Below are 15,002 nucleotides of genomic sequence, written 5' to 3'. Positions count from 1 at the left end.
CCGCCCCCGCCATGATCGGCGTACTCAAAGCGTTCGGGGGACTGTGAGATGAACAGAATCGCACTGCTGCTGGCCATCGCGGCCGTACTTGCTGGCTGCCAGTCCATGGGCCCGGAGCCCGGCGAAGGGCGCTCGATCTACTCGGGCAACCATTCGGTGCTGTACCGCGCACGGCAACAGGCCGGCTCGCTGGAGCAGGCGCTGCAGCTTGCCGACATGGCTTATCGGGCGGGGGATCTGGACCAGGCGCTGTTCCAGTACCTGCGTGCACTGGAACTGGAGCCGGAACGCTTCGAAGCGCTGGTCTGGGTCGGGCGGATTCACCGCGAGCGCGGCAATATCCAGCTGGCCGAAATGGCCTTTGACGAGGTACTGCGCAAGGCGCCGGACGACCTCGATGCCCTGGCCGAGATGGGCATGCTGCAACTGGCCCGGCGGGAGCAGGAACGGGCGCGGGAGCTGCTCGAACGAGCCGTGCTGCTGGACCAGCAGCGGCTCGCCGGCGCGCCGCTCAACGCACTGCCGGCGGTGGCAGCGCTGAAGGTTGACCGGCAGTCGCCGTTGCGGCTTTACAACGCGCTGGGGGTACTGGCCGATCTCAACAATGACTTTCCACTGGCTGAGCGCTACTACCGGTTGGCGCTGCAGATCGAGCCGCGTTCGCTGCTGGTGCAAAACAGCCTGGGCTATTCGTACTACATGGCCGGGCACTGGCAGGAAGCCGAGCGGGTCTTTCGGCGTGCGCTCGACCGCGACGGCGGCTACGCGCCGCTATGGCGCAACTACGGCTTGCTGATGGCGCGCACGCAGCGCTACGAGGCGGCGCTGTCGGCCTTCGAGCAGATCGGCTCGCGCGCCCAGGCGAGCAACGACGTGGGCTACATCTGTCTGGTGGAAGGCAAGCTGGATGAAGCCGAGCAGTTCTTCCGCAGCGCCATGGAACAGTCGCCGTCGCACTACGCCACCGCCTGGGACAACCTGGAGCGGGTGCGTCAGCTACGCAAGGTCCGTCAGCTCGGGCTGGGTCAGGTGCCGCCCGAGGCGGTTGCCGCAGCTTCGGCCGAGGTCCGGACGTTCGCCGTTCCCTGACCGGCCGCGTTCAGCGGTTGAGGCTGGCCGCCCCTGCAGTCGACTGCGCACTGACTGCACGGGGCAGGTAGCGTTTGAGCCGAAGCGCTGGCGATTCGACGAGGTGCCAGGACAGCACCGCGAGCGCCAGGCTGGCAGCGAAGCCAAGGAGCATGAAGGGAATCAGTGGCAGCTGGCCGTCGGTCCAGTGCATCAGTAGCTGCTGGACCGGGAAGCTGAAGATGTACAGCCCGTAGGAGAAGTCGCCGGCCTTGCCGAAGCCGGCCAGCCTCGGAATGCGCAGTTGGGCGAGGTAGAGCGTCAGGTAGGGCAGGGTCAGCACGTGCACCAGCTCCCAGTGATCGGTGCGGGCACTCACCAGGTTGGCCGCAACCAGCAGAGCTGCGATTTTCCAGTTCCAGCGAACGAGCTGCCGGTACAGATAGAGCAGCACGCCGGTATAGAAGAACATTCCCAGGCGAGTGGCCTTGCGCAGCAGGTCGCTCTGCATCTCGTAGATCGGCATCAGGTGGAAGTGCACACCCACCATCAGAATCAGGCCGATCAGCGCGCTGCTGCGGCCGAAGACCTTGACGATTCCGAGCGTCAGCACGGTGGCGTACATCAGCACTTCGTAAGGCAGTGTCCAGAGCGAACCGTTGACGCTGTGGGGAAACGGGTTGGCCTCGAATACGCCGGGCAGGCGGAACTCGGTGATCAGCGCGGCGTTGGCCAGGTAGGCGAGCGTGCCGGGGGCGGTGAAGTAATCGCCAAGCGGCAGCTCGGTGGCCAGCGGGCCGATCAGCAGGACCACGAACAGCACCGAGACGATCAGTGCCGGCATGATGCGCAGGGCTCGCTTGGCGGCAAAGTCCAGCACGCTGCGGCTGTTCAGCCAGGACGCCGCAATGAGGAAACCGCTCATCACGAAGAACACGTGTACGGCGATATCCGCCGAGTCGTAGCTGCCGCTGAACAGGCGCAGAGGTTCCCGGTCCGCCTGACCGGATAGGCCGTAGCTATGGCCGAACACGACCATCGAGGCGGCAAAGAAGCGCAGGAAATCGAAGTTGTTATCTCTTGGCGCGGTGGTTGGCGCGTGCATCGGCTCCTCCTTGGAATGGGTTCAGCGCAACGGAAAGGTCTGATGCATCCCCAGCGAACGGTTCTCGCCGTCACGGATGGCCTGCTCGATCAGTTGCAGCCGTTCTGGAACCTGCTGTCGCCGGGCCACGTGCCGCAGCAGGCCGAGGAAGATGCTCCGGTTCAGCCGATACAGCCAGGGTGAGGCGGCCCAGACGTAGGTGTCGAACCAGGCCTGGTTGCGGGCGGTGTAGTAGGCGCGGAAATCGGAATCACCAAGCAGGAAGGCTTCGTAGATGTTGCGGGTGTGCGCCTTGATGTTCCACGACAGCTCCAGCTCGTCGATCAGCGCATCGGTCACCAGACGCAGACGGCCACCTTTGGCGGTAATGCGACGGGTGTACTCGGTGTCGTCGGCGTAGAGCACCAGCTCGCGCAAGGGCACCCCGATCGCCTCGTACAGGCTGCGATGGGCGAGCATGCCGCCATAGGGGGCGAACGGCAGGTCGATGGCCCGCGGCGGCGTGCCTTTTGGCCGGCCCCAGGGCAGGCGGCGCCAGACCTTGTACGGCAGCTGCGCGACGTGAAAGCCGAAGTAGCTGGAACGTGGCTGGATGGCGAAACGGCTCGGTACGCCGCGGGCGATGTCTTCCTGCTGACTGGGGCGAAAGCCCAGCACGGCGGCACGATGCAGCCCCACCTCGTCCGCCATTCGCGCCAGTTCTTCATGCAGCAGCCGCACCGCGGGCGCGGTGGGGGCGTTGTCGTCATCCATCATCCAGATGTACTGCGCGCCTTCGGCCAGCGCCGCTTCCAGCCCCACGGCATAGCCGTTGGCCGAGCCGGTGTTTTGCGCCAGCGGAATGATGCGCACCTGACCGGGCCAGCGGCTGGTCAGTTGTTCGAGTGGTGCGGTCGAGGCATTGCTGACCACCAGTACCCGGGTGATCTGTTCGAAGGCGAAGGCCTGCTCGATCAGTCGGCGCAGGTAAACCAGGCGGTCGCCGTAGGTCACTGTGACGATGGTGGTTTGCCGTCCCACCGGCATCTCGCCGGCGCTGGCGGCGGCTGCCTGTGCACTCTGCTTGCAGGGTTCGACGCGCGCGGTGTTCTGCACGGAATATCTCCTCAGCTCTGTTCCGGGGTGGCCAGCGGCAGGCAGTTAGGCTGCTGAACGTCGACCGTCGTGTCTTCTTCGTTGGGGCTGAAGAAGGCGTGGAAGATGCGGATGAATCCATTGCCCGACGGTCCGTCAGGCGCGTCGGGTGCGGGAATGAGTTCGGTGTAGGAATAGCCATCGGCCAGAATCAGCGACGTTCTGGATGTTTCTTCTGTGCTCATGCCTGTGCTCCTGCATAACCCGGTGCGGTAACGGCCCGGATCAGAATGAATAGCGCCTGCTGTCTGCCGGCGGACTCCAGAACGAACCGGACGCCGGTTCCGCGAATCGATACGGTTGATGACCGGATGGGCTTTCCTGCTGCCCGCCGCCATTGGAGCCACAGCGTGGCGTGGAGTCGGTTGACGAGTCGCTGTAGGCGATGACGCTCGCACTGCCGGCGCTGGTGCAGGCAGGCAACTGGCTGGACGGGTCGGTCGGTTCGGTGATCAGCGTGTCGGCGTTCACCGCAGCGCTGGCTGGCTCGATCACTACAACGAGAGCGAACCCGAGCGCTCGGGTCACTCTCATCCACTTCTTTACTGTGTTCATCCTTGAAACCTCGTAAGTGAATGGGGTTGATGGGTAAACGCATCAGGCGTGCTTGATCGGCACCACGGCTGCCGGGTAGAGCGGCGTGCTGGGGGCCGGCAAGGGCGCCGAGCTCTGCTGAAGGTCGAAGGCCCTGGCTTCGCGCAGGCGCGCGTCGACGAAGGCGCGGATTTCCTGCTGGAAGCGTTCGCTGGAGAAGCGCTCGGCATTGCGTCGGCAGTTTTCCGGTGTGATGCGCGAGCACTGGGCCTCGAACTCGCCGATGGCGGCGATGAGCGAGGCGGTGGTCTGCTCCGGGTAGAACACGCCCGTGGGTTCGGCATGTTCGAGCCCGCGCACGGTTTCCAGTACGCCGCCGCGCCCGTAGGCGACCACCGGCGTGCCACAGGCCTGGGCCTCGATCGGCGCGATGCCGAAATCTTCTTCGGCGGCAAAGACGAACGCCTTGGCGCGCTGCATGTGTTGCAGCAGCACCTCGAAACTCTGGTAGCCGAGCAGGGTGACATTGGGCCCGGCCGCTTCACGGGCCTTTTCCATTTCCGGGCCGGTGCCGATGACGATCAGGCGCTTGTCCGGCATGGCCGCGAACGCCTCGATGATCATCGGCATCTTCTTATAGGGCACCATCCGCGAAGCGGTGAGATAGAAGTCTTCCTTGGCCTCGTGCAGGGTGAACTGGCGGGTGTCGACCGGCGGGTAGATCACCGTGGATTGGCGCCGGTAGCTCTTGTTGATGCGCCGGCCGATGAAGTGCGAATTGGCGATGAACTCGTCGACGCCGCTGGCGGTGCGCTGGTCCCACATGCGCATGTAGTGCAGCAGCATGCGCGCCAGCTTGGCCTTGATGCCGTGCTCCAGGCTGGCTTCGTGCAGGTACTGGTGCTGCAGGTCCCAGGCGTAGCGGATGGGCGAATGCACGTAGCTGATGTGCAGCTGGTTGGGCCCGGTCAGCACGCCCTTGGCCACCGCATGGCTGCTGGAAATGATCAGGTCATACGAGGACATGTCGAGCTGCTCGATGGCCAGCGGCATCAGCGGCAGGTACTTCTGGTAATGGGTGCGCGCCTTCGGCAGTTGCTGGATGAAGGTGGTGGTGGCGCGCTTGCCGCCGAGGTGGGCACGGTCGGCGTCGGAGAGAAAATCGATGACGGCGAACAGATCGGCGTCCGGCCAGACGGCGCACAGCCCGGCGAGCACGCGCTCGGCGCCGGCATACGTCACCAGCCAGTCGTGAACGATGGCAACTTTCATGGCATGACATCCTTGATCGAGAAAGAGTGAGCAGCGAGCGGTGAGCCTTAGCGGCTGTGCAGGCGTGCCAGTGGCATCAGGTCGTGTTGTCTGGTCAGGCGCCTGCCGGCGTGAGCCAGCGGTAGATCCAGCACCTGTCGGCAGAGCTGGGCGCTGCCGAGGGCCAGCAGCAGGCTGAACACAGCGCCAGCCAGGCTGGCGGTCGGGCCGGTCAGGCCGAGCGCCTGGGTCAGCAGCTCGCTCAGGCGCTGCATCGCCGGCAGCAACAGATAGAGCGAGTAACTGAGGCTTCCAAGCCAGACGAGCGGCGGTGCCCGTAGCGGTAGCCGGCTGGTGACCAGCAGGAAGGTCACGATGGCCAGGGCATAGGTGAGCAGGTCCCGGGGCCAGGCGGTTGCGTCCGCAGACCAGCCGGCGAGGAAGATGATCGGCAGCACCAGCAGGTAGATTCGCAGCGTGTAGCGCGCATATTCGCGGGCTCGTCTGCGGGCGTAGCTGCTGCTTTCATGCTTGGCCTCGTACCTGAGTGACGCGAAAAACATCAGTGATAGCGCCAGCGGCAGCGTGACCGGTAGCTCTGTGCCCAGCAGCTGCCGCGCCAGGGCGAGCAGCAGCGCCACCGCCAGCAGCACGAGCGCGCAGCTGGTCCGCAGACTGACGCTGTGCAACAGGCCGAGCACCTGCAGCAGCAGGCAGAAGCCGTAGAACAGCAGGATTGGCGGCAGCGCTCCGTAAGCGCCGATGACCTCGAACGCCATGGCGCTGCCTGGCGCGGCCACACCCGGCAGCCAGGCCGGTGCCGTCGGCAACAGAATAGCGGTCAGCAGCACCGCCAGCAGGTAGACCGGCAGCAGGCGCAGCAGGCGGCGGACGACGAAGCCTCGCCCTCCGTCGACGCTGGTATGCAGGCTGGCTGGCACGATGAAACCGCAGCACAGCAGGAACCAGAGCATCGCCAGCAGCCCGGGGTCCAGGGCGTGCTGCAGTGCCCAGCCGTCTGACAGTGGCAGCAGCAGGGTCTGGAAAATCAGGAGTAGGGCTGCGCTGCCGCGTAGCGCGTCGATATGCGCCAACCGTTCCATGGTCTGCCTCGCTTGATTGATGGAGTTGAATGTCGGGACTGCATTCGTCGGGCATCAGGGGCGGTCCGATGACCAGGCGATAAAGGACGGCGGGCTGGGTTTGCCCATCAGTGCCTTGTCGATCAGCTGCGACACGGTTTGCGCCGAGCGCTTCCAGGAGTAGCGCTCGACGTTGGCCAGGCCGAGGGTGCGCAGGTCGTCGCGCAGGCGCGCGTCCTGCAGCACGTGGCGCATGCAGCGGGCGATGTCCTCGATGTTCAGGGGCTCGAAATAGAGCACGCTCTCGCCGAGCACTTCGGGTATAGACGCGGCCCGCGCGGCGATCACCGGACACCCGCAGGCCTGGGCCTCCAGCGGCGGAATGCCGAAGCCTTCGTAGAGCGAAGGGAACACGAAGGCGGTGGCGCCCTGGTATTCGCGCACCAGCTGATCGTCGTTCAGCCGGCCGAGAATGCGTACGCGTGGATTGCCATCGATGCTGGAGGTGGAGCCGGAGAAGACCGAGTGCGAGTCGCCGACGATGTGCAGTTCCACGTCATCGAAGCCTTCCAGGCTGAGGAAGGCCGCGACCATCCGCGCGAAGTTCTTGTGCGCGTTCGGGGAAGACACCGCCAGCACGTATGGCCTGGCATTGCCGCTGCGATCCGCGCCACTCGGCGGATGGAACTTGGCCGCCACCGCATTGGGGACGACGCAGATCTTCTCGCTCGGGTAGCCGTAGTAGCGGGCGATTTCCTTGCGTGAGAAGTCGCTGACGGTGATCAGTGCCTTGATGCGCTTGAGCAGCAGCGGCGTGATGCCCTTGTAAACACTACGGAAGGTGCGCGAATAGCTTTCCGGATGGCGCACGTAGGTGATGTCGTGATGGGTGGCGATCTGGTTGCGGTAGATCAGCGGTGCCGTGTTGCACAGTGATACCAGCGGCGGATAGCCATGGCGCGCCAGCCACAGAGGCAGGTCCAGCTGCTCCCACAGATGCCCGTGGTTGCGGCCGATGCGCCGCACCTGCAGGAGCTCGGCGCTGGCGTGCATGCGGATATCGTCCGGTGCGACGAATGTCAGGTCCTTGCGCATGGCGGCAAGCTCAAGGCAGACCTGTTCGGCAAAACGTTGCACACCGCGGGTTTCCTGAGTCAGGAAACGGGCGTTGATGGCGATCATGTAGGGCTCTCCTTGCGGGGATGGTGTGCGCCGCCGGTTGCTGGCACGCGGCGAACGCTGGCAGGTGGCGGCTTTGGCGACTGGCGAAGCGATGCGTCGTGCGTGGCGGTCAATGCGGGTTGGCCAGCGCGTGCTGGTCCGGTTGCGTTTCGCCTGGGTGGCCGGTCGTGCGGTCAGTGCATGTCGCGACAGGGGTCAACCGTCGTTCTGCACCGCGCGCAGGCTGATGATTTTCGGGAATCCATCGAGCTCCACCTCGGTGCTGCAGGCCTGGCCTTTGCCCGGACACTTCCACTCGGTACTGGTGACCACACGGCCGTGCTGGGGCTGGGCGGTATCGATCAGCGCCACCTGACCCGCCTGGCCTTCGGAGTTCTGCAGCTCCACGGTTCGCGGCTTGCCGGTGCTCCAGGCCACCATCAGTTCATCGTCTCCGCGGGCGAATCGCAGCATCACCACGTCACCCGGGGTTTTCTCTTCGCGGCTGAGGAAGCTGTACTGGCTGACGATCTGGCTGATGGAGGCGAGCACCGAATAGGCCGGCTTGAGGGTGAAGTCCTGCCGTACCAGGCCGAAGTTGTGTTCGCGTTCGGTCTTGTCGGTGCCATCGTTGCGGAAGTCGTACCACCACATGCCCTTGATGCTCGGCAGTGTCTTGGCCAGAAAGAAGGCGCGGGCGAGGTAGGCCCCCTGCAGGCTTTCATCGATGCCGCATGCGCCCTGGTGGGCAGGCCAGGCCATTTCCGTCAGGTAGAGCGGTACCGGGCGTCCGGCGGCGCGGGTCAGGTCCTTGTCGACCTCGCTCATCCATTCGATCCAGGCCTCTGGGGTGTTGCGCCGCCAGCCGCGGCAGTGCACGTAGGGGTGCAACGACAGGCCGTCGACCGATTGCATCAGGCCGTTCTCCAGCAGGCGCAGGGTGAAACCGGAGTCGATGCCCTGGCTGGTCACGGCGCCGGCGAGCACCTTGGCGTTGGGCGCGCGCTGCCGGATGATCCCGGACGCATCGGCGATCAGCCGCGCGTAATCCTGGGTGAATTCCGGGTCGCGCGGGTCCTCGACGTCCCATTCGTTCCAGATCTCGTAATACGCCACCTGGCCTTTCAGCTCTTCGGTGATGAACTCGACATAGCGATTGAATGCCGCCCTTACCGGCTCGCTGCGGGGCTTTTCACCACCGCCGTAGTGCGAGTTGCCGTAGCCGAGGATGAACTGGGTGCTTAGCCCGTGAGCGGCGGTTGCCTTCAGGTAACGGTGCCAGGATGGCTCGATCTTCAATTGCCCGGGCCGACGTTCGACATAGGCCCAGTGGGCGTCGGTGCGCACGGAGGTGATGCCGGCATCGCGCATCATCGCGTAGGCGCGGCCGCTGGGGTCGCCCTTGTGCAGTTCATGGGCACAGACGCCGACCACGAAAGGCTCCTCGGTGGTCTGGGCCGGTGTAAACGGAGCAAGGCCAAGCAAGCCGCCCAGCAGCAGGGCGTTGAGCGGGGTAGAGCGCTTCGTCATGTGGATCATCCGTGAAGGTAGGTCTCAGGTCAGGTGCTGCAACTCGGGCAGCCGTTGCGCCGCCAGGTTGTTGCTCGGGGCGCGGGCCGGGGTCAGCACGTGGGAGATCGCGAGGCCCAGGAACAGCGTGGCGATGGACACCTCCAGTACATCCGTGGCCCATGCCACCAGGCAGATGCAGAAAACGATCGGCAGCAGCGCGCTGCGCAGTCGCAGGCCCCGTTCATGCAGGCGCAGCATCAGCGGAAAGGTCAGCAGGTAGAGCAGCACACCGAACACGCCGAGCATTCCCCACAGGTACAGCGCGGTATTGTCGGCAATGCTCAGCAACTCCAGCCCGGGTACGGGATAGACCTTGCCAGTGCTGCCCACCGCGCCGAATCCCGCGCCCCACCAGCCCCATCCCTCACGGGTGATGACCTCGATGAAGTTCGGCCAGCTGTTGATCAGACGGTCGGCGAACGAGGCCAGCAGCGAGCCGTTGTTGGCGGCGTTGGGGTCCAGGCTGAGCACCAGGCTGGCCATCGGCAGCATCAGGCCGACCAGCACTGCGACGAGAAACGCAGTGGCGCTGGCGAAGCGGTAGGCCGTGACGATCAGCATCAGCAGGGTCAGCACGTAGGCCGCCGCGGTGGATTTGTTGGTGGTCAGCACGATGCCGATCAGCGCTGCGATGTAGAGCATCAGGCGTAGCACGCGCGGCTGGATGAATGCGGCGATGAACAGACTGTAGATCGCGATCATCACCGACAGCGCGGTGGACATGCGGGCGAAGCCGCCGATGCGGTCGATGTCGTCGAATGCCCACGAGCGGTTGGCGCTCAGTTCCACCTCGCCGACCATGTAGCTGTAGCCCTTCCACGGCACGCTGGTGAGCATGTCCAGGGCAATGCCGACGAAGCAGGCAATCAGGCAGAAGCCGATGATTCGGCGCAGCAGCCCGAGCCGCAACTCCACATGGCGGCCGCAAATCAGGCCGAACAACAGCGGAATGTAGATGAACAGGCTGAAACCGATATTGGCCAGTTCGGCGCCATGCATCAGCGCCAGTTGGCTGGAAGTCACCAGCCCCAGCAGTACCAGCCAGAAGGCCGGCCAACCGCGGTAGCGCAACAGCTCCAGGCCCAGTGCGATCAGGCAGGCAACCTTGGGCAGGTACAGCAGCCAGGAGACTCCGGCCATGTCGAAGTAGTAGCGCAGGGCGCCGGAGAAGGTTTCAGTCAGCAGCAGCGAGGCGACGACCAGCGTCAACAATGTCGGCTTGTCGAAGGCCAACGGATTCGAGTCGCGTCGCCGCGGGGTAATCAGCAGGCTCTGGTTCATGGTGGATTCTCGTTCCCTGAAGTGTTTCACGCAGGATGGTCTGGTATTGATCCAGCATGCGTTCCATATCCAGCAGCGGCAGCACGCTGTCCCGTGCCTGGCTGGCGAGCCGCTGCCGCAGTGCGCCGTCGATGTAGAGCCAGAGCATGGCGATGCCGAGTGAGTCGGGATCATCGGGCGAGCAGAGCAGGCCGTTGCATTCGTCGCGGATGATCTCCGGCAGCCCGCCCATGTTGCTGGCGATCACCGGCAGGTTGTTGGCGCAGCCTTCGACGGCCACCAGGCCGAACGGCTCGCCCCACAGCGACGGCACTACCAGCACATCGATGCTCTGCATGAACTCGTCGCTGTCGCAGTAGCCGAGAAAGCTGACCTTCTTCGGATCGGCCATGGCCTTCAGCCGGGCTTCGTAGTCCAGCTTGCCGCGCCCGGCGATATCCAGACGCGCATCGATATCCAGCCGCTGGAACTGCTCGATCAGCCAGCCGACGCCCTTGTTCTCCGACAGCGTGCCGATATAGCCGAAGCGCAGTGGATGGTTGCTGCGCTGCCTGGGCTTGCTGCCTTGACCGGGGTTGGCCGGCGTGCAGTTGTGCACCACATGCTGGCGCGCGCCACTGAAATAGCCCTGTGCGGTGATGCGCTCGAGCACGAAGCGGCTGACGCCGATCGCCGTGGCCACTTGCGCTGAGGCGCCGGCGTGGCGGAGACGGAACACCGAACACATACCGCACTGGCGCTGGCAGCTCTTGCCGTGGTTGAACATGGTGTCCTTCGGGCAGAGCAGGTACAGGTCGTGCAGCACCTGGACGATCGGCAGGCCGGCGGCGGTGATTTCGTCCCAGGCGGAAATCGACCAGCCGGTGAGGTTGTTGCAGACCACGATATCCGGCTGCTCCCGCGCGATCACCTCGCGCACGTGACAGCGCATGTCGCGGTTGTAGCGGTCCCGGTAGTGCCAGCCGAGGCGGGCGACGCGACTCGGGCGCTGCTGGGTGTAATGCCAGTAGCTGTTCGCCAGGTTGGCGCGATAGACCCGCACACCGTCCTGAATCTGCATGTTCAGCCCGGCATCCGGGCCGGTCGCCAGCACTGCCACCTCACAACCACGCCGCTGCAACCCTTCGGCCAGGTGCCGGAGGATGACTTCTGCGCCGCCGCCGACATGCGGGGTGTAGAACGCATTGAGGAATAGGATCTTCATCGGTTGGCTCGCTGATTGAACCTGTCAGGCTGCTCGCATGGCCCTACGGGCACTCGCCTGGCTCAGGAGTAGCACTGGAGATAACGGGTGGGTACCCGGACCTTCTGCTCACGCTGCAGCAGGTTGAGCAGGATGACGGAGCGTTCTTCGCCGTCGCTGCTGACGAAGATCGCTTCGATGTCGCTGAAGCTGCCCCCGCTGACCTGGACCCGCTCGCCAGGTGAGAACGGCGCCGCCGCCATGGTCTGCGGCTGGGCCAGGCGCTGTCGCAACTGTTCGATCAGCTCGTCGCGTACCGGCGTCGGCTGGCCGCCGAAGGTCACCACGCGGCTGACACCACGGGTAGAGCGGATCGGGTACCAGTTGTCGTGAATGCAATCGAGGCGGATGAACAGGTAGCCCGGAAACAGCGCCTCGCCGGACTTGGCCCCTTGTGAGCCGCGCAAGGGCGCAGGCGCCTTGAGCGGGCGGTAGCACTCGAAGTGCTGGCGCAGCAGGTGCTCCTCGGCGCGGGCTTCCTGGCGTGGCTTGGTCTGTATCAGGTACCAGCGTGCGGTATTGCTCGATGTCATGGGGATGTCCTTCCCTGATTGGCCTGCCCGAATCCCGATGGCAGGCGGAATGTCGTCACGCCAGTGTCAGCGTTGCCCTTTTTTCCTGTCCCTCGACCACGCTGAAGCGTTGCAGCAGCTCCTTGATCTCTTCGCGGCTGTTGAACATCAGTACGTCTATGATCGACAGCGACGGCACGAACGGATGCTTGAGCTGCGTGTAGGTGACCTCATCCATGCGCAGGAAGCGCAACAGCAGACCGTCGGCGCGGAAGCGGGCAGGGCAGTACAGCTCCATGCCGCCGATGGGGTTGAGGTAGAGCTCGCCGTCCATCCGGTGGGTGATCTGGATGACCCGGTCCTGCATGTCCATCTTCGCTGGCAAATCGAGGCTGGAGCCGCGATAGATCGGCGTGCGGATGTTCAGGTAGGCGCAGAGGCAGCGCAGGGAGTTTTCGGTGAACAGCGCCAGATTGCGCTCCGGGCATTGCAGGATGCTGCGAATCAGCGGCAGCACCGCATCGCGCTGGGGTGCCTTGGCGTAGCAACGCTCGAGGGTCAGCATCAGCCCCGCGGCTTCCTTGTCGAAGTCGTCGCAGAGCCAGCGCTGGTTGATGCGCTCGGTCTGATGGCCCTTCTTCAGCGGGAAGCTGATGAGCTTGGGTTGGCCGTTGACGAGAATCCGGTTGCGGTTCATCCAGGAGCCCCTGACGAATTGCAGGTCGTCACCCAGCACGAATACGTCGCTGAGCGCGATCAGCTGAAAGTAGCCCAGGTACGGAAATAGGTAGGGCTGCATCATCGAGACGGTTCTGAGCACGGTGCACCTCCTTGTCTGGCGATCAGGCTTGCTGGGTGTAGGTGTAATAGCCGTAGGCGCCGCTGTCGTACGGCGAGGTCGAGGCCTTGCGCTTAACGGCATTGAGGATCACGCCTTTGAGCAGCACGCCGTTCTGCGCGAGCCGCCGCTTGGATGCATCGATCTGCGAGCTGGTGCTGAGGCCGAAGCGGGCCACCAACAGGTTGGTGCCCGACTGCTGGGCGACCAGTACGGCGTCGGTCACCGCGAGCACCGGCGGCGTATCGATGATGATGAAGTCGTAGAGCTTTTCCGCTTCACGCAGCAGGCGGGAGAAGTTGTCGTGCATCAGCAGTTCGGACGGATTCGGCGCGGAGAACCCGGCGGAGATGAAGTGCAGGTTTTTCTGCTCGGTGCGGTTGGTGATCTCCGCCAGGTTCAGGCCACTGGCCAGTGCATCCGACAGCCCGTGACGCGGTGCCATGCCGAACAGGGTATGCAGGTAGCCGCGGCGCATGTCGGCATCGATCAGCAGCACGCGCTGGCCGGTCTGCGCGATCACCGCAGCAAGGTTGCTGGACACGAACGACTTGCCAACCGAAGGGGTCGGGCTGGTGATCATCAGCACCTTGTTGCGCGCCTCGAGCATGGCGAACTTGAGGCTGGTACGCAGGCTGCGCAGCGATTCGACCGCCAGATCGGTCGGTTCGGTGAGGCTGAGCAGTCGGGTCTTGCCGTCGCGGCTCTTGCGGCTGCGATTGAGCTGATCCTGAGAGGCGCTGTAGGGCAGGCCGGCATAGACCGGTACGCCAAGCTTCTCGATCACGTCCGGGCTTTCCACACCGCGGTAGAAGGCCTGGCGCAGCAGGATGACTGCCGCCGAGACGAGCAGGCCGACGAAGATCGCGATGGCCACCACCAGCGGTTTGACCGGTTTCGACGGCTTCTCGATCATCGAGTAGGCGTTGTCGATGATGCGCACGTTGCCGATGGTGCCGGCGCGCAGGATGTCCTGCTCCTGCGCCTGGTTCATCAGCAGCGTGTAGGTCTGGGTGGTGACTTCCATGTCACGCTGGAGGCGCAGCAACTCCTGCTGCGTCATGGGAAGGGCGTCGACCTTCTTCAGTAGCTGCGCTTTCTGAGCCTGCAGTTCGTTCATCTGCGTGATCAGGGTGCGATAGGTCGGGTGCTCGCGGGTGTAGAGACGGTCGTATTCGACGCGCTTGAGCGACAGTTCAGAGATCTGCGTTTCCAGGGCGACGATTTGGTCGAGCACGCCCTTGGTTTCGATGCTGATATCCACCGACTTGGAGCTGGTCTGGTAGGCATTCAGCGCCGCCTCGGCCTTTTCCAGTTCCTTGCGCACCTGCGGCAGCTGCGAGCGCAAAAAGTCCAGACGCTGGGCTGCTTCCGCCGAGCTTCGCTGGATGTTCTGGCTGACGTACAGCCGACTGATCTCGTCCAGCACCTGATTGGCCAGTTGCGGGTCCGGGTCTTCCAGTGACATGTAGATGATCCCCGAATCCTTGCCGGCCTCACCGACCTTCAGGCGATTCTGGTAGTCCAGCGCGGTGGTCTGCGGACGGTTGCGGACCAGCGCGAACTCGGTGCCCGGACGCGCGTCCAGCTGGGCGATCTGCACCTTGAAACCCTGGTTCTCCACCGCCTGATTGACCTGGCTGGCCACGCAGGATCGGCTCGTGCTCGTCGTCATGCAGGGTGTAGGCCCCGGCGGTGCCGGCGACCAGTGTCAGCTCCACGCCCAGATAGGCTTCGGGCACATCGAGCTGGAACACTTCGAGCTTTTCCCCGCCCCAGGCGTAGCTGCTCAGGCCGAACAGCGGGGCGGCCAGCGCGCCATCGGTCGCCGGGTCGTGCCGGCGCGCTATGAAGGCGCCGAACACCGGGAAATGACGGGGCTGGGCGACGATGTAGAGCTTGAGCTCCTCGACAGCCTTGCCGAGCACCGCGCGGGATTTCAGCAGGGAGATCTCGGTAACCGCCTGGGACACCGAATCCGGCCGGGCCGATACTTCCGGTACGCCGGTGATGGCGGCTTTTTTCGGTTCGATCTGGATCATCGCCGTCGCCTGGTAGATCGGCGTGGCGATCAGGGCGTAGAGCACGCCCAGCGCAGCGAAGAAGCCGGTGATGGTGATGATCAGCGCCTTGTGATCGTAGGCGGTGCGCATTATTCCGGCGAGGTCGATGCGGTTGTCCGCGTCATATTCCAGCGAAGAGCGGGTCAAGGCAGTCATTG

General features: G+C 64.4%; 13 protein-coding genes and 1 pseudogene. 1 reads left to right on the top strand and 13 read right to left on the bottom strand.

Translation table 11 applies throughout. The annotated features are described in order from the left end of the window. The first annotated feature begins 48 nt into the window (after positions 1 to 48). The gene (locus F753_RS43115) at positions 49 to 1,089 is read left to right on the top strand and encodes a tetratricopeptide repeat protein (RefSeq protein ID WP_023446383.1); all 1,041 of its coding nucleotides are present in this window, start codon (positions 49 to 51) and stop codon (positions 1,087 to 1,089) included. Positions 1,090 to 1,099: 10 nt separating this feature from the next. Here F753_RS43115 and F753_RS43110 read toward each other — a convergent pair whose 3' ends face one another. The 13 genes and pseudogenes from F753_RS43110 to F753_RS43050 all read right to left on the bottom strand — a co-directional run bounded on the left by F753_RS43110 (position 1,100) and on the right by F753_RS43050 (position 15,000). Continuing rightward, positions 1,100 to 2,173, bottom strand: coding sequence for an acyltransferase family protein (locus tag F753_RS43110; protein ID WP_023446382.1), 1,074 nt, complete (start codon positions 2,171 to 2,173; stop codon positions 1,100 to 1,102). Between the two features lie 21 nt (positions 2,174 to 2,194). Next, positions 2,195 to 3,268: a glycosyltransferase gene (locus F753_RS43105; RefSeq protein ID WP_023446381.1), complete on the bottom strand. Its 1,074-nt coding sequence runs from the start codon at positions 3,266 to 3,268 to the stop codon at positions 2,195 to 2,197. An 11-nt stretch (positions 3,269 to 3,279) separates the two neighbouring features. Continuing rightward, the gene (locus F753_RS43100) at positions 3,280 to 3,492 is read right to left on the bottom strand and encodes a hypothetical protein (RefSeq protein ID WP_023446380.1); all 213 of its coding nucleotides are present in this window, start codon (positions 3,490 to 3,492) and stop codon (positions 3,280 to 3,282) included. 40 nt (positions 3,493 to 3,532) lie between these two features. Next, positions 3,533 to 3,862, bottom strand: a complete 330-nt coding sequence (locus F753_RS43095) for a hypothetical protein (protein WP_031298153.1) — start codon at positions 3,860 to 3,862, stop codon at positions 3,533 to 3,535. A 42-nt stretch (positions 3,863 to 3,904) separates the two neighbouring features. Next, positions 3,905 to 5,113, bottom strand: coding sequence for a glycosyltransferase family 4 protein (locus tag F753_RS43090; RefSeq protein ID WP_023446378.1), 1,209 nt, complete (start codon positions 5,111 to 5,113; stop codon positions 3,905 to 3,907). 47 nt (positions 5,114 to 5,160) lie between these two features. After that, positions 5,161 to 6,195, bottom strand: coding sequence for a hypothetical protein (locus F753_RS43085; protein ID WP_023446377.1), 1,035 nt, complete (start codon positions 6,193 to 6,195; stop codon positions 5,161 to 5,163). Between the two features lie 54 nt (positions 6,196 to 6,249). Beyond that, entirely contained in the window at positions 6,250 to 7,356 is a 1,107-nt protein-coding gene (locus tag F753_RS43080) for a glycosyltransferase family 4 protein (protein ID WP_023446376.1), read from the bottom strand. 195 nt (positions 7,357 to 7,551) lie between these two features. Continuing rightward, positions 7,552 to 8,865, bottom strand: a complete 1,314-nt coding sequence (locus F753_RS43075; protein ID WP_023446375.1) for a hypothetical protein — start codon at positions 8,863 to 8,865, stop codon at positions 7,552 to 7,554. 24 nt (positions 8,866 to 8,889) lie between these two features. Further along, positions 8,890 to 10,188, bottom strand: coding sequence for a membrane protein (locus F753_RS43070; protein ID WP_023446374.1), 1,299 nt, complete (start codon positions 10,186 to 10,188; stop codon positions 8,890 to 8,892). Next, a complete protein-coding gene (locus tag F753_RS43065) occupies positions 10,082 to 11,392 on the bottom strand; it encodes a glycosyltransferase family 4 protein (RefSeq protein WP_023446373.1) in 1,311 nt (436 codons plus the stop codon). The genes F753_RS43070 and F753_RS43065 overlap by 107 nt, the downstream gene beginning before the upstream one ends. A 62-nt stretch (positions 11,393 to 11,454) precedes the next feature. Then, positions 11,455 to 11,964: a transcription/translation regulatory transformer protein RfaH gene (gene rfaH, locus F753_RS43060; protein ID WP_023446372.1), complete on the bottom strand. Its 510-nt coding sequence runs from the start codon at positions 11,962 to 11,964 to the stop codon at positions 11,455 to 11,457. A 55-nt stretch (positions 11,965 to 12,019) separates the two neighbouring features. Further along, positions 12,020 to 12,763: a WbqC family protein gene (locus tag F753_RS43055; protein WP_031298148.1), complete on the bottom strand. Its 744-nt coding sequence runs from the start codon at positions 12,761 to 12,763 to the stop codon at positions 12,020 to 12,022. A 22-nt stretch (positions 12,764 to 12,785) separates the two neighbouring features. Next, a pseudogene (locus F753_RS43050) lies at positions 12,786 to 15,000 on the bottom strand (polysaccharide biosynthesis tyrosine autokinase). Between the last annotated feature and the right edge of the window lie 2 nt (positions 15,001 to 15,002).

Source organism: Stutzerimonas chloritidismutans AW-1 (genome assembly GCF_000495915.1).
Classification (GTDB): Bacteria; Pseudomonadota; Gammaproteobacteria; order Pseudomonadales; family Pseudomonadaceae; genus Stutzerimonas; species Stutzerimonas chloritidismutans.
The sequence above is the reverse complement of the archived record's forward strand: the minus strand, read 5'-3'. Positions and strand labels throughout refer to the sequence as shown.

Excerpts from the sequence above, each read along its gene's own strand:
- F753_RS43110 (WP_023446382.1), bottom strand. The coding sequence starts at position 2,173 with ATGCACGCGCCAACCACCGCGCCAAGAGATAACAACTTCGATTTCCTG.
- rfaH (WP_023446372.1), bottom strand. The coding sequence starts at position 11,964 with ATGACATCGAGCAATACCGCACGCTGGTACCTGATACAGACCAAGCCA.
- F753_RS43090 (WP_023446378.1), bottom strand. The coding sequence starts at position 5,113 with ATGAAAGTTGCCATCGTTCACGACTGGCTGGTGACGTATGCCGGCGCC.
- F753_RS43070 (WP_023446374.1), bottom strand. The coding sequence starts at position 10,188 with ATGAACCAGAGCCTGCTGATTACCCCGCGGCGACGCGACTCGAATCCG.
- F753_RS43075 (WP_023446375.1), bottom strand. The coding sequence starts at position 8,865 with ATGACGAAGCGCTCTACCCCGCTCAACGCCCTGCTGCTGGGCGGCTTG.
- F753_RS43065 (WP_023446373.1), bottom strand. The coding sequence starts at position 11,392 with ATGAAGATCCTATTCCTCAATGCGTTCTACACCCCGCATGTCGGCGGC.
- F753_RS43080 (WP_023446376.1), bottom strand. The coding sequence starts at position 7,356 with ATGATCGCCATCAACGCCCGTTTCCTGACTCAGGAAACCCGCGGTGTG.
- F753_RS43095 (WP_031298153.1), bottom strand. The coding sequence starts at position 3,862 with ATGAACACAGTAAAGAAGTGGATGAGAGTGACCCGAGCGCTCGGGTTC.
- F753_RS43085 (WP_023446377.1), bottom strand. The coding sequence starts at position 6,195 with ATGGAACGGTTGGCGCATATCGACGCGCTACGCGGCAGCGCAGCCCTA.
- F753_RS43115 (WP_023446383.1), top strand. The coding sequence starts at position 49 with ATGAACAGAATCGCACTGCTGCTGGCCATCGCGGCCGTACTTGCTGGC.
- F753_RS43100 (WP_023446380.1), bottom strand. The coding sequence starts at position 3,492 with ATGAGCACAGAAGAAACATCCAGAACGTCGCTGATTCTGGCCGATGGC.